This is a genomic window from Streptomyces sp. NBC_01750 (assembly GCF_035918095.1).
GTDB lineage: Bacteria > Actinomycetota > Actinomycetes > Streptomycetales > Streptomycetaceae > Streptomyces.
Genome location: NZ_CP109137.1, coordinates 8,197,011 through 8,215,683 on the forward strand (window position 1 = coordinate 8,197,011; position 18,673 = coordinate 8,215,683).

General features: G+C 69.3%; 19 protein-coding genes. 13 read left to right on the forward strand and 6 right to left on the reverse strand.

Annotated elements, in window-relative coordinates:
• The first annotated feature begins 160 nt into the window (after positions 1-160).
• Positions 161-1,852, forward strand: coding sequence for an RICIN domain-containing protein (locus OG966_RS37210; RefSeq protein ID WP_326654504.1), 1,692 nt, complete (start codon positions 161-163; stop codon positions 1,850-1,852).
• 399 nt (positions 1,853-2,251) lie between these two features.
• Here the strand turns inward: OG966_RS37210 and OG966_RS37215 are convergent, their stop codons facing one another.
• Both OG966_RS37215 and OG966_RS37220 read right to left on the reverse strand, forming a co-directional pair.
• Positions 2,252-3,133, reverse strand: coding sequence for a diacylglycerol/lipid kinase family protein (locus OG966_RS37215; RefSeq protein WP_326654505.1), 882 nt, complete (start codon positions 3,131-3,133; stop codon positions 2,252-2,254).
• 29 nt (positions 3,134-3,162) lie between these two features.
• Positions 3,163-4,758: an FAD-binding oxidoreductase gene (locus OG966_RS37220; RefSeq protein WP_326654506.1), complete on the reverse strand. Its 1,596-nt coding sequence runs from the start codon at positions 4,756-4,758 to the stop codon at positions 3,163-3,165.
• Positions 4,759-4,827: 69 nt separating this feature from the next.
• On the opposite strand from OG966_RS37220, the gene OG966_RS37225 reads away from it, so the two are divergent.
• Together OG966_RS37225 and OG966_RS37230 are read left to right on the forward strand one after the other, a co-directional pair.
• Complete coding sequence (locus OG966_RS37225) at positions 4,828-5,427, forward strand: TetR/AcrR family transcriptional regulator (protein ID WP_326654507.1); 600 nt, start codon at positions 4,828-4,830, stop codon at positions 5,425-5,427.
• On the forward strand, positions 5,424-6,980 hold the full coding sequence (locus OG966_RS37230) for a glycerol-3-phosphate dehydrogenase/oxidase (protein ID WP_326654508.1): 1,557 nt from the start codon (positions 5,424-5,426) through the stop codon (positions 6,978-6,980). The genes OG966_RS37225 and OG966_RS37230 overlap by 4 nt, the downstream gene beginning before the upstream one ends.
• A gap of 96 nt (positions 6,981-7,076) precedes the next feature.
• On the opposite strand, the gene OG966_RS37235 is transcribed toward OG966_RS37230, so the two are convergent.
• On the reverse strand, positions 7,077-7,337 hold the full coding sequence (locus tag OG966_RS37235; RefSeq protein ID WP_406730333.1) for a hypothetical protein: 261 nt from the start codon (positions 7,335-7,337) through the stop codon (positions 7,077-7,079).
• A gap of 156 nt (positions 7,338-7,493) precedes the next feature.
• On the opposite strand from OG966_RS37235, the gene OG966_RS37240 reads away from it, so the two are divergent.
• The 8 genes from OG966_RS37240 (at position 7,494) to OG966_RS37275 (ending at position 11,858) form a co-directional block, all read left to right on the forward strand.
• Positions 7,494-7,946: an Asp23/Gls24 family envelope stress response protein gene (locus tag OG966_RS37240; RefSeq protein WP_326654509.1), complete on the forward strand. Its 453-nt coding sequence runs from the start codon at positions 7,494-7,496 to the stop codon at positions 7,944-7,946.
• Positions 7,947-8,461: 515 nt separating this feature from the next.
• Positions 8,462-8,890: a hypothetical protein gene (locus OG966_RS37245; protein WP_326654510.1), complete on the forward strand. Its 429-nt coding sequence runs from the start codon at positions 8,462-8,464 to the stop codon at positions 8,888-8,890.
• On the forward strand, positions 8,884-9,117 hold the full coding sequence (locus OG966_RS37250) for a helix-turn-helix transcriptional regulator (RefSeq protein ID WP_326654511.1): 234 nt from the start codon (positions 8,884-8,886) through the stop codon (positions 9,115-9,117). The genes OG966_RS37245 and OG966_RS37250 overlap by 7 nt, the downstream gene beginning before the upstream one ends.
• The gene (locus OG966_RS37255; protein WP_326654512.1) at positions 9,114-10,085 is read left to right on the forward strand and encodes an NAD(P)-dependent alcohol dehydrogenase; all 972 of its coding nucleotides are present in this window, start codon (positions 9,114-9,116) and stop codon (positions 10,083-10,085) included. The genes OG966_RS37250 and OG966_RS37255 overlap by 4 nt, the downstream gene beginning before the upstream one ends.
• A gap of 155 nt (positions 10,086-10,240) precedes the next feature.
• On the forward strand, positions 10,241-10,399 hold the full coding sequence (locus OG966_RS37260) for a hypothetical protein (RefSeq protein ID WP_326654513.1): 159 nt from the start codon (positions 10,241-10,243) through the stop codon (positions 10,397-10,399).
• A gap of 85 nt (positions 10,400-10,484) precedes the next feature.
• Positions 10,485-10,778 (forward strand): YkvA family protein, encoded by a 294-nt coding sequence (locus OG966_RS37265; protein ID WP_326654514.1) that lies wholly within the window; start codon positions 10,485-10,487, stop codon positions 10,776-10,778.
• A gap of 177 nt (positions 10,779-10,955) precedes the next feature.
• The gene (locus tag OG966_RS37270; RefSeq protein ID WP_326654515.1) at positions 10,956-11,408 is read left to right on the forward strand and encodes a lamin tail domain-containing protein; all 453 of its coding nucleotides are present in this window, start codon (positions 10,956-10,958) and stop codon (positions 11,406-11,408) included.
• 111 nt (positions 11,409-11,519) lie between these two features.
• Entirely contained in the window at positions 11,520-11,858 is a 339-nt protein-coding gene (locus OG966_RS37275; protein ID WP_326654516.1) for a hypothetical protein, read from the forward strand.
• 183 nt (positions 11,859-12,041) lie between these two features.
• On the opposite strand, the gene OG966_RS37280 is transcribed toward OG966_RS37275, so the two are convergent.
• Entirely contained in the window at positions 12,042-13,931 is a 1,890-nt protein-coding gene (locus tag OG966_RS37280) for an ABC transporter ATP-binding protein (protein ID WP_326654517.1), read from the reverse strand.
• Positions 13,932-14,192: 261 nt separating this feature from the next.
• Between OG966_RS37280 and OG966_RS37285 the strand changes: the two genes are divergently transcribed.
• Positions 14,193-15,353 carry a DUF1266 domain-containing protein gene (locus OG966_RS37285; protein WP_326654518.1) on the forward strand — a complete coding sequence of 387 codons (1,161 nt, stop codon included), beginning with the start codon at positions 14,193-14,195 and terminating at the stop codon, positions 15,351-15,353.
• On the forward strand, positions 15,344-16,537 hold the full coding sequence (locus tag OG966_RS37290) for a DUF1266 domain-containing protein (protein ID WP_406730331.1): 1,194 nt from the start codon (positions 15,344-15,346) through the stop codon (positions 16,535-16,537). Before OG966_RS37285 ends, OG966_RS37290 begins: the two co-directional genes overlap by 10 nt.
• A 194-nt stretch (positions 16,538-16,731) precedes the next feature.
• Here the strand turns inward: OG966_RS37290 and OG966_RS37295 are convergent, their stop codons facing one another.
• Together OG966_RS37295 and OG966_RS37300 are read right to left on the reverse strand one after the other, a co-directional pair.
• Positions 16,732-17,454: a GntR family transcriptional regulator gene (locus OG966_RS37295; RefSeq protein WP_326654520.1), complete on the reverse strand. Its 723-nt coding sequence runs from the start codon at positions 17,452-17,454 to the stop codon at positions 16,732-16,734.
• 202 nt (positions 17,455-17,656) lie between these two features.
• On the reverse strand, positions 17,657-18,658 hold the full coding sequence (locus OG966_RS37300) for a proline racemase family protein (protein ID WP_326654521.1): 1,002 nt from the start codon (positions 18,656-18,658) through the stop codon (positions 17,657-17,659).
• Positions 18,659-18,673 lie beyond the last annotated feature (15 nt).

Consider the following 18,673-nt stretch of genomic DNA (forward strand, 5'->3'; position numbering starts at 1 on the left):
CGAACTCGTGGGGCGGCCTTCGGCGACGACTTACCCACGGAAACCCCTTTCCCCGCAGGTCCGGCTGCTTCACTATGGGCTCTTGTTTCCCACAGGTAACACCGGCGCGTCTCCGCCTGGGCAGGTGGGTCGGTCGCGCCGTAGTGAACGAGGAGTCAGGTTGCCAGAACTCCACCAGGTCGGTCCGGATTCCGCGGACGAGAAGCCGGTGTACGCCGCCCTGTCGGACGCGGAGCTCACCGAACGCATCCGCGCCGGTGCCCCGCCCGCCTATCCCGCCACCCAGGAGCTCAAGCGCCGCCACCTGCCCGCCGTCCTCAGCTACGCCCGGCTCTGCGCACGCAACCAGGTCGCTGGGAACCAACTGGCCGTCCAGGCCTTCGACCTCGCTGCCCGGGAAGCGTGCCGGGGCATCGAGCCCCGGGGGAACTGGCGTCACCATGTGCTGATGCTTGTTCAGCGGGTGGGTCTCACCTGGGCCGCGAGTGGCCGACGGGGAAGGCTCGAATCCGACTTCGTCGCATGGATCGACGACACCGTCGAGTTCAGCGCGACAGATCTGTCCGAGCCCCAGCGCCTTCGGCTCGAGGCGTCGTCGGCCATGCTCACCGGCTTCTACCGGCTGCCGCAGCTGACGCGGGGCGTCCTCTGGTACGCGGTGGTCGACGAGGAGTCGGACGCCACCGTCGCCACGTTCCTCAGCGTCCAGCCGAATATCGTTCCCGAGCTGCGGGACAAGGCACAGGACGCCATGCGCCAGGCCTATCTCCAGGCGTATCTGGAGCAGAGCGGGGACAGGAAGTGTCTGGGGTTCCGCCGCATCATCGAGGCGGCGGCGCGGCCGGGGGACCGGCGGCGCAGCGGGGATCTGACGATCCATCTGGCGGAATGCCCCAGCTGCACGCGGCTGGTCGCGGAGTTGACGCGGATGGTGGAGAACCCCCGCGCGGTGTTGGCCGAGGGCCTGCTCCGATGGGGTGGAGCGGCCTACGCTGCGCGTGGTCCTGTGCGCGGACTGCTCGACACCGTGCCCGCCCCGCCCGACCGGTCGAAGTCCACGGCCGGCACGTCGGCGTTCACCGCCTGGGCGGAGTCGCCGCAGAGCGAGGGGGCGCCGCGGAACGGTGTGAGCCGGCTGTCCCGGACCGTCGTACTCGTCTTTGTGGCGGTCGCGGCTGCCGTCGTCGCCGGCACTCTCCTGGCGACCGCATCCGAGGGTTCCGCTCCGGCACGCGACCGCGCGGAGCCCCCACTCCGGGATGCCTGGCCCACCGCGGCCGCCCCCGCCCCCGCTCCGTCGGCGAGCCCCACCCGGGAGCCGTCGAAGAAGCCCTCACGCTCCCCCGGCCCCACCGCCTCGGCCTCTGCCTCCAGTCCTCCGGCTTCCCGTTCTCCGGCGCCCGCTCCGTCGAAGAGCGTCCCGCGCCGGCCGGTGCCGATCGTCCCGGGAGGTGGCTACACCCAGGTCGTCCACGCGGATTCCGGTCTGTGCCTGGACATTGCGAACGGTGTGATGGAGAACCGTACCGATGTCGTCGCCGCCCGCTGCACCAGTGCCCAGACCCAGCAGTGGAGCATGGAGTCCATCGGCCTCCTGCGAAGTAACGCGGACCCCGACTTCTGCCTGGACTCGCGCGGCGATACCGACCGCGGCGTCGGGATCTGGTCCTGCTCCTCCGTCAACGGCAGGAACGGGCTGAATCTGCTTTTCACGATCGATGGATCAGGAGCCATACACCCCCGGGTCGCGCCGGACTTCGCCCTTGAACCCTCAGGTAGCTCCGAGGGCAGTCTGCTCGACTTCGACCCGGCCGACGGAGACAGCGACCAGCGCTGGACCACCGGCCGGTAGCGCCGCCGGCCGGGTGTGGTGCGAATCGTCGCGGAGGGTCGTCGCCGCTCCGACGGAGCAGGGCACCGCGCCCTTGGGGGTGGGTGTGCGGCAGGCCGTCGCGCGCTGGGTCCGGCGTGCGCGGCCTGTGCCGGACTACGCGGCCGACCTCGCCCCCACGAGGGTGACGCTCTCCCGCCGGCGGGACGGTGCGGCACTCGCCAGGACCTGCCCGGCGAGAGGACGGCCGCCGAAGAACCGCGAGTGCGCCAATTCGTGTTTGCTGTACCGGGGCTGGACGTACTGGTCTTCCGCAAGCGGATCGGGACCCGGCGCATCGCCGGCGCCGCCGCCCACTGAGCGGCCTTGGACCTGGGACGTTCCGTCGGCGATGCGCGAGGTGTGTGACCCGGCTTCGCGTCAGCAGAGCATGCTGAGTGCCCCCGGCTGCACTCTTGCCGTCACTGGGAGCGTCGCCTCGATCTCGCCGTCCGCGCCATAGGGGATTTCGCGATCGGCCTCGATGCGGATCTCTTTGCCCCGCAGGATCTCCACCTCCGGGCGCTGCAGGTGTGCCCCTGTCTTGAGCTCATTCATGATCGCGAAAAACAGCCGCTTGGGTGCGTGCCGGATGACGACCACGTCCAGCAGGCCGTCGTCGAGCCGGGCGTCGGGGGCGATTTGGCGGCCGAACCCGTAGAAGCGGGAGTTGGCGGCCACGACCGTGTAGCCGCGTCGTTCGTGCGGCACGCCGTCCACGGTGATGCGGTAGGAGACGGGCCGCCACGTCAGCACGGCGCGCATGCCGCCCGCGTAGTACGAGGCGGCGCCCGTCAGCAGCCGGGCGGTGTTGGCGTACTGGTTGGCGACCGCGTCGACGCCGGCGTACACACTGCCCAGTACGCATGTACGGGGGTGCACCGCCGATTCGACCTGGATGGTGTCGATCGCCCGCGGCGTGCCATTGAGCAGCAGATCGGCCAGGCCGGGGGCGTCGGTGGGAAGTCCGAGCGCGCGGGCAAAGTCGTTGCCCCGGCCGGCCGCGACGATGCTGAACACGGCGTCAGTGCCACTGAGTGCCCCGCCGACACAGCCGGCGATCCCGTCGCCGCCCACGGCGAGCACGACGTGCCCACGCTCGCCGGCCTGCTGTGCCACCTCCCGCGCGTGCTCCAGGCTGCGGCTGTACTGGGTGTCGAGCTGTGCCCCGGCCTCCCGCAGGAGGCGGGCCAGCGGAAGCAGGGCCGCCGTACCGCTGGAACCGCCTGCGGTGGGGTTGACGATGGCTGTGAAATGTCGCATGAAGGCGCCTCCGGTCGGCACGGGGCAAGTCAGCGGACGGGGATGAGGACGCCGGGGTTGAGGACTCCGGACGGGTCGATCTCGTTCTTGACGGCCTGCAGGATATGGACTCCGACAGGGCCGATCTCCCGCGTGTACCAGTCGCGGTGGTCGGTGCCGACGCCGTGATGGTGGCTGATGGTGCCGCCGGCCGACAGTATCGCGTCGTTGGCGGCCTGCTTGGCCGGGGCCCAGTGGGCGACGGGATCGTCCCCCTGCGCCGAGACCACGGTGAAGTACAGGGACGCGCCGTTCTCGTACACATGGGAGATGTGGCACATGACCAGGGGCGGGGTGCCCGCGTCGGTCAGGGTCGTGGTGAGTGCCTGGCGCACAGCGTCGTACAGAGCCGGCAGGCCGGACCAGAAAGTCGCGGTCTCCAGGGTCTCGGCGAACGCGCCGGCGTCCAGCAGCGCGTCACGCAGATACGGGGCGTTGTAGCGGCCGTGGGCCCAGCGTTCGCCCGGTTCCTCGCCGAGGAATTCACCGCCGCAGGCGAGCAGTACCTCCCGGGCCCGGCCGCGCCGGTCCGCGGTGTCCTCAGCGGTGCCCTCGTAGCCGGCGATTGCCATGCAGCCGGCCGACTGCGGGGCATCGGACCCTCCGATGGCGTCCGGCTGTGCGAGGCCGATGAAGGTCTCCGTTTCGTCCGACAGCCGTAGCACGGTCGGCTGCGGACCGTCCTGGGCGAGCTTGCGCAGTGCCAGCGAGCCCGCTTCGAAGGACGGGAAACGCCAGCCCTCGTAGATCCTGGTCTGCGGCACGGGCCGGAGCCGTACGGTCACCGAAGTGATGACACCCAGTGCGCCCTCGGAGCCGAGGACCAGCTGGCGCAGGTCCGGGCCGGCCGCCGATCGGGGCGCGCGTCCCAGTTCCAGGGTGCCCTCCGGGGTGGCCACGGTGAGGCCCAGCACCATTTCGTCGAATCGGCCGTAACCGGCCGAGGCCTGGCCGCTGGAACGTGCCGCGGCGAACCCGCCGATCGAGGCCCACTCGTACGACTGCGGGAAGTGGCCGAGGGTGAAGCCCCGTGCATTGAGGAGCGCCTCGCACTCGGGTGCCCGCAGCCCCGGCTGCAGAACGGCGGTGCGGGAGACCTCGTCGAGGGCGAGCAGCTTGTCCAGTCGGCGCAGGTCCAGCGCGATGAAGCAGCGCTGCGGCTCCGGGGCCAGTCCGCCGACGACGGAGGTTCCGCCTCCGAACGGTACGGCGGACACTCCGTGTTCGGCGCAGACTCGCAGCACGGCGAGTACCTCGTCGTGGCTGCCGGGCAGTGCCACGGCTGCCGGGATGTCGTCGACCTCGCCGGCCCTGATGCGCAGAAGGTCGGGGGTGGACTTGCCCCGGGTGTGCCGGATGCGCGCCTCCGCATCGGTACGCAGATGCGCGGCGTCGCCCAGGCAATCGACGAGTGCCTTACGGGTCTCGTCGGTGAGGGCGGATTCGGGAGCGGGGATGCCTTCGATGTGCGCGGGTCCGCTCTCGCTGGGCGTCACGCCGAGCAGGTCGCGCAGCAGACCCACCACCGTGTCGGGCAGCGGGGCCGCCTTGGCCGGGTCGCCCCAGCCGCTCCACAACATGTCCACTTGGATCCTCACCCTCGGTTTTGCCGGTCGTAGTGCCGCACGGCCTGCACTGGTATTACACTGTGACAGATGACGCCCATTCGTCACAACCGTTCGGACGGAGATGCCGTTCTCGACGCGGCACGCGACTGTGTCCTGGCTGTCGGCGTACGCCGCACCACCCTCACCGACGTGGCCCGGCGCGCCGGCGTGTCCCGTATGACGCTCTATCGCCGCTGGCCGGACGTACGGACCCTGGTCGGCGACGTGATGACCCGGGAGTGGATCGCACTCGCCGTCGGCACGATGCCCGGCCCGGAGCCCGGCGTCCCCACCCGGACCCGGCTCATCGACGGAATGGTCGCCGGAGTCACCGCCTTTCGCGCCCATCCGCTCTTCCGCAAGATCATCGACGTGGACCCCGAGCTACTTCTGCCCTACGTGCTCGACCACCGGGGCACCAGCCAGGACGCGCTGCTGGGGCTCATCACCGGTGCCCTGCGGGAGGGCCACGACGACGGTTCCGTCCGCCGGATGAACACAGATCTTCAGGCTCGCTCGCTGCTGCTCGCCGCGCAGTCCTTCACGCTCTCGCTGCGCACGATGACCGACGAAAGCGACCCCGAACTCACCGAAGCGGCCTTCCTCGAAGAGCTGCGGACCCTTCTGGAGAGGACCCTCACGCCATGAGCAGCTCACGTGGCCGCGCTCCTGCCCCCTCGTCGCTCAGCGCGGCACGCCGACGCCGCGAGCTGGCCGAACTGGCCGACGGCCTCCAGGTCGACGTTCTTGTCATCGGCCTCGGCGCGACAGGCGCCGGAGCCGCACTCGACGCCGCCTCACGCGGACTGACCGTCGCCGCCATCGACGCCCATGACCTCGCCTTCGGGACCTCACGGTGGAGCTCGAAGCTCATCCACGGCGGACTGCGCTATCTCGCCACAGGCCAGCTGGACGTCGCCCACGAAAGCGCCGTCGAACGCGGCGTCCTCATGGAACGCACCGCCCCCCACCTGGTCCGAGCTCAGCCGTTCGTCCTGCCGCTCACCCCACTGGTCTCCCGCCGCCAGGGCGCGCTTGCCTGGGCCGGGTTCAAGGCCGGCGACCTGCTGCGTGCCTCCGCCCACACCTCACGTACGACCCTGCCCGCTCCTCGAACCCTCTCCACGGTGGAGACGCGGCACATGATCCCCGCGCTGCGGCCGACCGGCCTGCGCGGCGGCCTGCTGTCCTGGGACGGCCAGCTCACCGACGACGCGCGCCTGGTGACCGCGATAGCCCGCACAGCGGCCGCGCACGGCGCCCGCATCCTCACCCGCACCCGCGCGCTCTCGCTGACCGGCTCCGGCGCCCGGGCCCGCGACGAACTCACCGGGGAAGAACTTCGGATCCGTGCCCGCACGGTCATCAACGCCACGGGAGTCTGGGCGGGCAGTCTCGTCGATGACGTACGGCTGCGCCCCTCTCGAGGCACGCATGTGGTCCTGCGCTCCGAGGAGATCGGCAGCCTCACCGCCGGTATGCACATCCCCATCCCGGGGGAATCCAACCGGTTCGTGCTAGTCCTGCCGCAGGGCGACGGCCGGGTGTACGTGGGGCTGACCGACGAGCCGATCGACGGCACCATCCCCGACGTACCGGAGGTGCCCGAGACGGACATCGGCTTCCTCCTCGACGTCCTGGGCTCGGCCCTCGACGTATCCGTCGGCCGCGATTCGGTGGTGGGAGCATTCGCCGGGCTGCGTCCGCTCCTGGACACCACGACATCGGACACCGGCCGCACCGCCGACATTTCCCGCAGGCACGCCGTTGTGACGTCGGCCCACGGAGTGGTCACGGTCGTCGGCGGCAAGCTCACCACCTACCGGCGGATGGCCCAGGACGCCGTGGATGCCGCCGTCACCGGGAGTGGTCTGACCGCCGAACGGTGCCGCACGACCTCGATCCCCCTTGTCGGCGCCGCCCGGCCCGGCACGCTCGCCACGCTTGCCGCACCCCGACGCCTGGTCCGCCGCTACGGATCCGAAGCCCCGGCCGTCCACGCCCTTGGCCTCGCCGACCCGTCCCTGGCTCTGCCCGTGGTTCCCGGCCACCCGGTCACGGGAGCCGAACTGCTCTGGGCGGTCCGCCACGAGGGAGCCCTCGACGAGTCCGACATTCTCGACCGGCGCACCCGTATCGGTCTCGTCCCGCACGACCGCCGAGCGGCGTGCGAAGCCGCCCGCGACGCACTCGCCCGCTGAGGTCCATCGCTGTTGCCGCATGGTCGTGGGCAAGCGTCGGAAGTGCGGCAACAACGGGGCCGAGAGCGGGCAGTCAGCCGTTGGCGGGCCCCCGCGTCATCGGGGGTTCGGCGGGCGTCTCGGAACGATGCTCGACCTTCCTCGGGAGCTGGTGTACTCGACCTGTCCTCGGGAGCCGCTGTAGATGTACGAAGTCGCCGCCGTGCGCCGGAACCAACGGCCGCTCTGCCACTGCACCATGTCCGACGGCATGCCGAGCCGTGGCGCGCCCGAGGCCTTCAACTCGGCCACGAAGCCCGGCAGTAGAGCGTCCAGCGCGAGCCGGCCGCCCTCGAGCAGCACATGTTTTCGCCGCAACCACGGATGCGCGCTCCCTCGACCCGGTTCTCCGTTCCGCCGAATGGCGGATGCCAAAGGCCGGGAGCACAGTGGAATGGGGGCCAGGGCGGTGGGGGACCCTTGTCAGGGTCCACTCCGCCGATCGAGGAACCGACTGTGTGCGGAGGATCTCCGATGGCCAGTATCGACCGCCCGGGCGCTACCACCGTGGAGGAGAGCTCCGACGGGGACAGCGTGCGCGGCAGGACTACGATCGCCGATTCCGTGGTGTCCACTATCGCTGGAATCGCGGTGAGGGACACGTACGGCGTTCATTCCGTAGGTGGAGGGGCCTCCAGAGCGATGGGCGCGGTCCGGGACAAGATGGCTCGGTCTTCCGACCTCGGTCGCGGTGTCAGGGTTGAGGTCGGGGAGAAGCAGACGGCCATCGATGTCGGCATCGTCGTCGAATACGGCATTCCGATCATGGAGACCGCCAAGAACATCCGCAGCAATGTGACGGACACCGTGGAGACGATGACCGGCCTGGAAGTCGTCGAGATCAACATAAATGTGCTCGACGTCTACGTGCCCGGCTCCGACGACGAGGAAGAGGGCGGCAGCGACAAGGGCGTCAGAGTGCGATGACAGGGCGGGGCGCCGTCCGGGTTGAAAGCGCCGTCCGTCGCCTGGGAGTGCCCGGAAGACATTGACGTGGCCTCAACTGCGGGGGGAGACACGCCGGGGCGGTCAGTTCAAGCGCAGTAATCCTCGGGGCTCCCCAACTCGCCTTTTCGGCACGGGCGTTGTCGACCCTGGGTGTTTCGTGTACGACCTTGCCCAGGGGCACCGTCGTGTTGTGCCCCGGTGCCTGAATGTGGCGGCCTGCGCGGGCACCCGCTGGTCCGCCTCGCGCCGGTCCGTCTCGCGCCGGTCCGTCTCGCGCCGACCGCCGACCGCCGACCGCCGATCCCGGAACTGGCCTCGCGCCGACCGTTGATCCAGAACTGCTCTGTCCCGCCCGGGACTCGGGGCTGCACGTGATCAGCCGGGACCAGTTTCTCGGCCACAGGCGCGCTCCCCCGTAGGCGGGCCAGGGGCGATCGCGCCCGGCAATGTTAAGAAACTTTGACATGGTGTCTGCGTTGCTTTACATTCGCGGCATGCCATTCGAAGAGAAGAGCGCATGGGTCATGGGGGTTCTCGCGGTCGGCACGTACACGGGCTACCTCGTCGTCATTCTTGGGCGAGCGGGGAACGCCCCCCTCGCGGAGGTGCCGTACGAGGCGGCGCTGCTGTGGGCCCTGGGTATCTCGATCGCGGCGTCGATCGTGATCCATATGCTCATCGCGATGTTCGGTCCGAAGGACGCCCGCAAGAAGGATCAGCGCGACAGGGAGATCAATCGGTTCGGCGAACACATCGGCCAGTCATTCGTCGTCATCGGGGGAGTGGCGGCGCTCGGCATGGCGATGGCCGAGATGGACTACTTCTGGATCGCCAACGCGGTCTATCTGGCGTTCGTACTGTCGGCGATCCTCGGTTCCGCGGCCAAGATCGTCGCCTATCGCCGAGGATTTCAGCCATGGTGAAACCGACCAGGGTCACGAATGCGATCCGGGGCCTCCGGTTCACCCACGGAGAGATGACACAAGCGGAACTGGCAGAACGCATCGGTGTGTCACGCCAGACGGTCATTGCCATCGAACAAGGCAGGTATTCGCCTTCACTCGAAATGGCATTTCAGATCGCCAGGGTGTTCAGAGTCCCGCTCGACACTGTGTTCCAGTACCCGGACAGCGAAGGAAAGACACCATGAAGGCAGTAGTCCGGGAGACGTACCGGTCACCCGATGGCCTGGAACTCAAAGAGATCGACAAGCCGGTTGTCGGCGATGACGACGTTCTCGTACGTGTTCACGCCGCAGGCGTCGACCAGGGCGTCTGGCACCTCGTCACGGGCCTGCCGTACCTCCTTCGCGCCATGGGGTTCGGGCTGCGCAGACCCAAAAACCGTGTCCCGGGTCTGGATGTCGCGGGGCGTGTCGAGGCGGTCGGCCGGAACGTGATCCGGTTCCAGCCGGGTGACGAGGTGTTCGGCACCTGTTCGGGCTCCTACGCCGAGTACGCCTGCGCGCGCCAGGACAAGTTCGCGCCCAAGCCGGCGAACGTCACCTTCGCGCAGGCGGCGGCAGTCCCCAGCTCCGCTTTCGCCGCCCTCCAGGGTCTTCGCCGCGGTGCACAGGTCCAGGCGGGGCAGAAGGTTCTGGTCATCGGTGCGGGTGGAGGCGTCGGGACGTTCGCGGTGCAGCTGGCCAAGGAGTTCGGCGCGCACGTCACCGGTGTGTGCAGCACGAAGAAGACGGACCTGGTCCGCTCGATCGGCGCCGACGAAGTCATCGACTACACACGCGAGGATTTCGCGGACGGACCGAGCCGCTACGACCTGATACTCGACGCCGCGGGTGGTCGTTCGTTGTCGCACCTCCGGCGTGCTCTCGATCCTCGGGGAACTCTCGTCATCGTCGGATCCGAAGAGGGAGGACGGTGGGCCCAGGGCGTGGACCGCGCGCTCCGGGCGGCGATGCTGTCACCGTTCGTGAGCCAGAAACTGAGGATGCTGGTGTCCACGGAGAATGAGGGGGACCTCCAGTTGTTGGGGAAACTGATCGAGGCCGGAAAACTCACTCCGATCGTCGACAGGACGTACTCGCTGAGTGAGGTCCCCAAGGCCATTGAGTACTTGAGGGCCGGCCACGCACGCGGCAAGGTCGTCATCACGGTGTAAAGGGGTGCTGCCGCACTTCCCGCCAGGTCGCGCCGCCGAACATGAGGCGGAGCCTCGCTCCACGGTCGGGTACGGGGGGTGAGTCCCGTACCGGACCCGCGGTACTCCCGTACCGGACCGGAAGCGCGCGATCAGGTGCCTTCCGGGACGCTGCCGTGCAGCCGTCCTTCCGCGTAGTCGCAGGTGCCTTCGGCCTGGAACTGCAGCGCCGCCCGCATCACCTCCGCCCCCGGACCGTGCAGCTGTTCCGCGACTACCCCCAGCCGCAGAGCGGCGACCTCGCTGCGCCGGAGGTGGTGGCCGTGAACGCATGAGCGACACCCGTCTGACGGTACGCAGGGAGAGCCTCCGCCCAATCGGGGTACCTGTTCTGAGGGGAGGACGGAGATGGGAGAGGCCGTGCATACCGAAATGTGGGTGGCGGTGGCGGTGGTCGCCGCGGTCCTGGTCGTCACCACCGTCGTGCTGGCCGGTGTGCTCATGGTCAGACTTGTGAAGGCACGGCGGCAGCTGAGGGATGCCGGAATTCCGGTGGAGAACAAGGCGGTCTTCTGGGGTGCCTTGATCTACCTGGTGTGTCCTGTCGATCTGCTGCCCGACCCGGTCCTCCTCGACGACATCGGGTTTCTGCTGCTCGCACTGCGCTCGCTCCAGGCTGCGGGGGAACGAGCCCACGTGGTCCGCCGACGCTGACACTCCGGTCCGACGCCGGCGGAGTGTGCGGCGACGCGCGTCTGCGACCAGCCGGACAACAGGCCGACGTATCCCGGTTTTTCGAACTCCTGACGTATCGGGCCGGATAGTCCCTATTCTTGGCGTCTTGCCGGGCCCGCTTTGGGGGGGTGCCCGGCCTGACCCCGAGGGATGTTCATGCTCCGTACCCGTTCCATAGCCGCTGCCTCAACCGTCGTGGCCTTCGCCGGTCTCATAGCCCTGCCGTCGCCTGCGCAGGCAGCCGGCTCGGTCCACCTGTACAAGATCTACTACGACAGCCCCGGCTCGGACCGCGGCGCCAACTCGAGCCTGAACGCGGAGTTCGTGCAGATCCGCAACACGACCGGCGCGGCGGTCAGCCTGAAGGGCTGGGTCCTGGTCGATGCGTCCAACCACAAGTACACCTTCGGCACGTACACCCTCGGGAAGGGCAAGACGGTGACGGTGCGCACCGGGAAGGGCACCAATACTGCGGGCAACCGCTACCAGGGGCGTGGGTGGTACGTGTGGAACAACGACAAGGACACCGCCACCCTGAAAAGGGCGAACGGGAGCAAGGTCGACACCTGCTCCTACAACTCGACCCGGGTCGACTACAAGATGTGCTGACCAGCTGAGCCCGCAGGGGCGTGGCACCCATCCGGTGCCACGCCCGCGCCGAAATCCGGCAGGGGGCTAAATCACTGGCACGAGACCTGGCCGCCGGGCACCGTACCGGTCATGCCAACACAGAACCTCTGGCGGACAGCAGACTTCCGCGCGCTGTTCATGGCCACCGCGCTCAGCCAGTTGGGCACCAACATCGGCTATGTCGCCGTTCCGATGATCGCCATGTCCGCACTCGACGCGAGCACCGGCCACGTCGGGCTCCTGGCCACCCTCAGCACTGCCGCCTTCCTCCTCATCGGCCTGCCTGCCGGGGCCTGGGTGGACCGGATGCGGCACCGTCGGGTTTCCGGCGGGAGCTGTCGCAGCAGCCGGCTTTTCGTGCCTCTGACCCCGGAAACACTCCAGAAGACGATCTGCGGCAGTGTCAGGTCCAGTGACGTGTCCATGTGAGAGCGGTCCTGTCTGCCCGGACGTGAGCGAGACGAATTCCGCGGAGCCGCCCAACCGGAGTCCGGGTACTGCGGACCCGCCGCAACCGGCATCGTCCGCACCGTCGTTGGTGGGGCGCGGTCGGTTGCCGACGTGGCGGATACGGGGACAGCCGGGCGGCGGACCGCGTGCCGGTGCGGTGGGTCAGTGGACGGGGTGTGCTTCATCCGCTCCCGGGCGTCGGAACTGGGTGCGATGCAGCTCCTCGTATCGGCCTCCGGCGGCCAGGAGTTCGGTGTGGGTTCCGCGTTCGACGATGCGGCCGTCCTCCACGACCAGGATCAGGTCAGCGGCCCGAATGGTCGAGAGCCGGTGGGCGATCACCACGGCGGTACGGCCCTCCAGAGCCTCGCCCAGAGCCTCCTGGACGGCCGCCTCGGAGGTGGAGTCGAGGTGGGCCGTCGCTTCGTCGAGGATGACGACTCGCTGGCGGGCCAGCAACAGCCGGGCGATGGTCAGGCGTTGCCGCTCGCCGCCCGAGAGCCGGTAGCCGCGCTCGCCGACGACGGTGTCCAGCCCGTCGGGCAGTGAGGTCACCAGCCCGCTCAGGCGGGACCGGTGCAGGGCGTCCCAGATGTCGCTCTCGGTGGCGTCGGGCCGGGCGAGGAGCAGGTTGGCGCGGACGGATTCGTGGAAGAGGTGTCCGTCCTGGGTGACCATGCCGATCGTCTCGCGGATCGAGTCCGAGGTCAGGTCGCGTACGTCGATGCCGTTCAGCCGTACGGAACCGGTGTCGGTGTCGTACAGCCGCGGAACGAGCTGTGCGATCGTGGACTTGCCTGCTCCGGAGGAGCCGACCAGCGCGACCATCTGGCCGGGTTCGGCGCGGAAGGAGATGCCGTTCAGAACCTCCGTGCCGGCGCGGGAGTCGAGGGTGGCGACCTCCTCGAGGGAGGCGAGGGAGACCTTGTCGGCGGAGGGGTAGCCGAAGCGGACCCCGTCGAACTCCACGGACACCGGCCCGTCCGGCACCCGGCAGGCGTCGGGCTTCTCGGCGATCAGCGGTTTCAGGTCGAGGATCTCGAAGACCCGCTCGAAACTGACCAGGGCGCTCATCACCTCGACGCGCGCGCCGGCCAGTGCGGTCAGCGGGGCGTAGAGGCGGGTGAGGAGCAGGGCGAGGGCCACGACGGCTCCCGGGTCCAGGCTGCCGCGCAGTGCGTAATAGCCGCCGAGTCCGTAGACCAGGGCGAGGGCCAGGGCGGACACCAGGGTGAGGGCGGTGATGAAGACCGACTGGGCCATGGCGGTACGGATACCGATGTCGCGCACCCGGCGGGCGCGGGCGGCGAATTCGGCGGACTCGTCGGCGGGCCGCCCGAAGAGTTTGACGAGGGTCGCGCCGGGGGCGGAGAAGCGTTCGGTCATCTGGGTGCCCATGGCGGCGTTGTGGTTGGCCGCCTCGCGCTGCATCTTGGCCATGCGGGAGCCCATCCGGCGGGCGGGGACGACGAACACCGGCAGCAGGACGAGGGCGAGCAGCGTGATCTGCCAGGAGATGCTGAGCATCACGGCGAGCGTCAGCAGCAGGGTGACGAGGTTGGAGACGACGCCGGACAAAGTGTTGCTGAAGGCCCGCTGGGCCCCGATGACGTCGTTGTTGAGCCGGCTGACGAGCGCGCCGGTGCGGGTGCGGGTGAAGAAGGCCACCGGCATCCGCTGGACATGGTCGAAGACTGCCGTGCGGAGATCGAGGATCAGCCCCTCGCCGAGGGTGGCCGACAGCCAGCGGGTGAGCAGACCGAGCACCGCCTCGGCGACGGCGATGACGGCGATCAGCAGTGCGAGCCGGATGACCGTGCCGGTTTCCTGGCCCTTGACGATCGCGTCGACGACGCGTCCTGCCAGCACGGGTGTGGCCACGGCGAGCAGGGCCGTGACCACGCTGAGCAGCAGGAAGCGGTACAGCTGCCGGCGGTGCGGCCGGGCGAAGGCCGCGATACGGCGCAGGGTGGCCCGGGAAAAGGGCCTTCGGTCCTGCTGGGCGTTCATCGCGCTGTGCAGCGATGTCCACGCGGTGACTTCCATGTCCAAGGGGTGCCTCCGGAATCTGGTGGGCCGACGCGGTTCCCGTCGGCCGACATGGCCAGGGGCGCACCCAGAACGTTATGACCTCAACCAACGTTGAGGTCAATTGATTCCGCTCGGTCCTCACCCGGTAACCCGCGGTCACCGCAGGTTGCGGCCCCGGATGCACTTCGTGAGCTCCGCAATGGCCGATGGGCAGCCGCTCACCCGCGGTATCCGCGATACCTGCCGCACAGCGGCCCCGACCCGGTTTCGTAGGATCGGACCGTGACAACGGGGGCAAGTACCGGCTGGGCGGCGCCGACAGAGGCCGAACGGCTGCTGCACGAGGCGAAAAGGCGCGACGACGGGGAGGCGGTGCTCGACACGCTCTCCCGCAGCCGGCTCTATCTGCTCGTCGCCCGGCTCCACGCCGATACTCCCGGCCTCACCGTCCCGCTCCCGTCGCAGCACGATCGTGCGACGGGCCGGACATGCGTCCCCGTTCTGACGCCCGGCATGCTGCCGCCCTGGCATCCGGACTGGGTGTTCCGGCAGACCACGCTCGCCGAACTCGCGAGAATCTGGCCGGACAACAAGTGGTGGCTCGGGGTCAATCTGGGCACGCCGTATGCGGCCGCCGTGCCGGCCCGGCCGACGCACCGCAAGGCGTGGCTGAAGGCCGACGCGAAGTCGGCCGGCCAGCAGGGGGGCCGACTGCTCACGCACAGCGGCGGTCAGCTGCACGGACCGGTCGCGCACGGCTTGGCCCTCGGCGCCCACCTCGCCGTGCACAACGGCCTCGTCTGGAATCAACTCGGCGCCGCCTACGAGGACTACGAGACGGACATCGCACGGCTTCGCAATCCGTGGTGCGTCGGCAATCGAGTCGGCTACCAGCGGAAGCTCGACTCGCTGATGGCCACCCGGCTGATCGGCCGCACCCCTGAGTTCGTACTGCAGACCCGGCGCGGTCTCGTCAGGCAGCTGAAGCGGGCGCCCTCGCACGAGGAATGGTCCGACGGCGTCACCGGGAGGCTGACCCAACGCCGCGCGTCCGGCTCGGAGATGGAGGAGGCCGGTGAGTGGCTGCGACGCATCGTCCGGTACGAAGACCGGTTCCGGGCCGACGGCGTACTCGCGGCCGACGAGCGGATCGACACCCTGGCAGCCTTTGACTACGGGCGTGCGGTCAATGTCGTACGGCTGGCGCTGGGCGCCCGTTACTGCGATCCGCTCGAGGCTGAGCAGGCCGTGCTGCGGATCGCTGAACTGGCGCGGCAGGCGTACGGATCCTGGACGGAATTCTCTCTCGGTTACGCGCTGACCCGGCTGATCCACTTCGACGAGGACGACGACTCCGGGGCCAAGTACCAGGAGTCGCTTGCCCAACACCGCATCCTCACCCAGGACCCCACGAGCCCCTACCGGAACATTCCATGGTCATGAACCAGCCCAGCCTGCCGCACTACCCCAACAACCCCGCGTACGGTGCCCCTTGGGTGTCCCCGTCCGAGACCGAGCATCGACTGTACGAGGCGGGGATGCGAGGCGACGTAGAGGCGCAGCTACGGGTGCTGGCCGGCGCGGAGCTCTATATAGGCGCACCGAAGGCCGAGGTCGACGCGGAACCCGACATGGTTCTCTGGCGTTCGCACCGGGACGAGGCGGGGCGGAGCTGCAAGCCGGTGCTCACCCGCGGGATGCTGCCGCCGTGGCACCCCGAATGGGTGTTCCACGGCGTCTCCCTCAAGTGGATCGCCGAGTTCGAGTGGCGGGATCCGCGGCAGCTGCTGGCGGTCAACACCGGCACTCGGGCCCAGATTCTCCTCCCCGCCACGCCGCAACACCGCGCGATGTGGCTCCGGTACTACGCGGAGAACGACCAGCCGGACGGAGACCGGCTGATCGCGCTGCGGCACGGCGCGCTGTACGGGCCGCTCGCCTACGGTCTGGCCTGCGGCGTGCATCTGGCGATCGGGAACGGCGTGCCGTGGAACGAGGTCGGCACGGCCTACAACGAGTACTCCCAGGAGCTCGAATCGCTGCGCGAATCCTGGGGCATCACTGAACGCACCGGCTGGCAGCGGCAGTTGAACTTCCTTCTGGACGCACGCAACAGCCCGCCGGAACCCGACTTCGCCCTCCGGGTGCGCGAAGACCTACGGGCCGGTCTCGGCGAGCCGCCGTCGGCCGAGCTGTGGCGCGAGACCGCCGCAGGGCACGCCCAGGACATCGGAGCGGGCCAGGGCACGGTCCAGAACATCGAGGAGCTCGTGCGACGCATCATCCGCTACGAGGCCCGGTTCCGCGCCGACGGGCTGCTGGCGCCGGACGGCAGGGTCACCACCACGGTCGCCTACGACTACGGGCGTGCCGTGAACCTGGCCCGCTGGGGGCTGTCGGCCCGGTTCTGCAATCCGCACGAGGCCGAGCAGGCGATCGTGTACGCAGGAGCGCTGAGTAAATCGGCCTACCACTCGTGGGAAGACTTCTCCGCGGCGTACGCGCTGGGGAGGGTGCTGCGCTTCGACGACGAGGAGTACGGCTCGTTCTACCAGCAGAATGTCGTCGCCCACCGTCTCCTGACGGAGAACGAGGGCAGCCCGTGGCGGAACATTCCCTGGCGCTGAGCCCGGGTCCGGGCGAGCCGAGTCACCAGGGGGCTGCGGCGACCGCGAGCCGGGGGCAGTGTCCGCCGGTCAGGTGGTGTGCGAGGTGGGCCGGGGAGGCCTCATGGCCCACCGGATCGTCCTGGTCCGAGACCAAGTAGATCAACACGTAGGAGTCGGGCCGTTCCGGGCAGGGCCCGTTCGGGCATGCCGTGTCAGCCCGCTGCGGCGGACTTCCGCCGGGGGCGGCGCGCTGCGGCGGACTCGGTGTCCTTGAGGCCCTCCGCCCACAGGGACCGCACATGGCCCAGATGCCGGGTCATGCAGGCTTCGGCGGCCTTGACGTCACCGGCCAGCATCAGGTCGAGGAGCTCCAGGTGCTCCTCGGCGGACGGCAGCAACTGGTCGCGCTCGTCCAGGGCCGTCAGTCCGTAGAGGCGGGAGCGCTTGCGCAGATCGCCGACCGTCTCGACGAGACGCTCGTTGCCCGCGAGGCCGAGCAGGGTGAGATGGAACTGGCGGTCGGCCTCCAGGTAGCCGATGAGGTTGTGCTCACGGGCGGCGCGGACGATCTCTTCGGCCACCGGCCGCAGCGCTTCGAGGTCCTTGCGGGAGGCGCTGCGGGTGATCCGGCCGACCATCGGCACCTCGATCAGGGTGCGGATCTCGGTGTACTGGTCGAGGTCGCGCTCATTGACCTCGGTGACCCTGAACCCCTTGTTCCGTACAGGCTCCACGAGGCCTTCGCGGGCCAGGTCGAGCATCGCCTCACGCACCGGGGTGGCGGAGACGCCGAAGTCCTCCGCGAGCCCCGGCGCCGAGTAGACCTCGCCCGGGCGGAGTTCGCCGGAAATGAGCGCGGCCCGCAGGGCGTGGGCCACCTGGTCGCGCAGCCGCTCCCGGGCCGTGATGAGGTTGCGCTGCTTCAGGTGCCCCATGGTGTTCCCTCCGTGCTGCCGCGGATCACCAGGGTACAATGTCACGTTGCTTTCGCAGGTGCGCGGGTGTGAGTGCGGCCGCGGCCGGCTCCCGGGGCGCGTGGTCCTGTTCACGCGGTCCGCGGCTGGAGACCTCGCCCCCGGGCGGCAGGTGGAAGTCGTCGCCGGCGTACGGGGCATTGAACCGGCGAGGCGACGGCGGTCACAGCAGGAAACCTCCGGGGAAGGGGTCGTCCGGGTCGAGGAAGTACTGGGCGGTGCCGGTGATCCAGGCTCGGCCGGTGATCGTGGGCACCACGGCGGGCAGTCCGCCCACGGTGGTCTCCTCGATCAGCCGACCGGTGAACTCGGTGCCGATGAAAGACTCGTTGACGAAGTCGCGGTGCAGCGGCAGCAGCCCGCGGGCGTGCAGTTGCGCCATCCGGGCGGAGGTGCCGGTCCCGCAGGGGGAACGGTCGAACCAGCCCGGGTGAATGGCCATGGCATGCCGGGATCGATGCGCGTCCGAGCCGGGTGCGGCGAGATACACGTGCTTGACCCCGCCGATTTCCGGCTGCTCCGGGTGGACCGGCCGGTCGGTGGTGTTGATGGCCTCCATGATCGCCAGCCCGGCGGCCAGCAGATCGTCCTTGCGGGCCCGGTCGAAGGGCAGCCCCAGCGCGTCGAGTTCGACGAAGGCGTAGAAGTTGCCGCCGAAGGCGAGGTCGTAGGTCACTTTCCCGTACCCCGGCGCATCCACCGTACGGTCCAGGCCCACGCAGAAGGCGGGCACATTGGTGAGGGTGACGGACTGTGCCGCGCCGTCCTCGATGTGGACGTCCACGGAGACCAGACCGGCCGGGGTGTCGAGGCGGACCCTGGTGACCGGCTCGGTCATGGGCACCATGCCGGTCTCCACCAGAACGGTGGCGACGCCGATGGTGCCGTGTCCGCACATCGGCAGCAGTCCGGAGACCTCGATATAGAGGACCCCGTAGTCGGCGTCGGGACGCGTGGGCGGCTGAAGGATCGCGCCGCTCATCGAGGCGTGGCCGCGGGGTTCGTACATCAAAAGCGTGCGGATGTGGTCCAGGTGCTCGATGAAGTGGAGCCGCCGCTCGGCCATGGTGGCGCCCGGGATGACGCCGACGCCGCCGGTGATGACGCGGGTGGGCATGCCCTCTGTGTGCGAGTCGACGGCATGGAAGACATTGCGGGTACGCATGCGTGGGCCCCAAGT

Excerpts from the sequence above, each read along its gene's own strand:
- OG966_RS37270 (WP_326654515.1), top strand. The coding sequence starts at position 10,956 with ATGCTCCGTACCCGTTCCATAGCCGCTGCCTCAACCGTCGTGGCCTTC.
- OG966_RS37300 (WP_326654521.1), bottom strand. The coding sequence starts at position 18,658 with ATGCGTACCCGCAATGTCTTCCATGCCGTCGACTCGCACACAGAGGGC.
- OG966_RS37245 (WP_326654510.1), top strand. The coding sequence starts at position 8,462 with ATGCCATTCGAAGAGAAGAGCGCATGGGTCATGGGGGTTCTCGCGGTC.
- OG966_RS37215 (WP_326654505.1), bottom strand. The coding sequence starts at position 3,133 with ATGCGACATTTCACAGCCATCGTCAACCCCACCGCAGGCGGTTCCAGC.
- OG966_RS37275 (WP_326654516.1), top strand. The coding sequence starts at position 11,520 with ATGCCAACACAGAACCTCTGGCGGACAGCAGACTTCCGCGCGCTGTTC.
- OG966_RS37295 (WP_326654520.1), bottom strand. The coding sequence starts at position 17,454 with ATGGGGCACCTGAAGCAGCGCAACCTCATCACGGCCCGGGAGCGGCTG.
- OG966_RS37240 (WP_326654509.1), top strand. The coding sequence starts at position 7,494 with ATGGCCAGTATCGACCGCCCGGGCGCTACCACCGTGGAGGAGAGCTCC.
- OG966_RS37225 (WP_326654507.1), top strand. The coding sequence starts at position 4,828 with ATGACGCCCATTCGTCACAACCGTTCGGACGGAGATGCCGTTCTCGAC.
- OG966_RS37250 (WP_326654511.1), top strand. The coding sequence starts at position 8,884 with ATGGTGAAACCGACCAGGGTCACGAATGCGATCCGGGGCCTCCGGTTC.
- OG966_RS37230 (WP_326654508.1), top strand. The coding sequence starts at position 5,424 with ATGAGCAGCTCACGTGGCCGCGCTCCTGCCCCCTCGTCGCTCAGCGCG.
- OG966_RS37290 (WP_406730331.1), top strand. The coding sequence starts at position 15,344 with ATGGTCATGAACCAGCCCAGCCTGCCGCACTACCCCAACAACCCCGCG.
- OG966_RS37255 (WP_326654512.1), top strand. The coding sequence starts at position 9,114 with ATGAAGGCAGTAGTCCGGGAGACGTACCGGTCACCCGATGGCCTGGAA.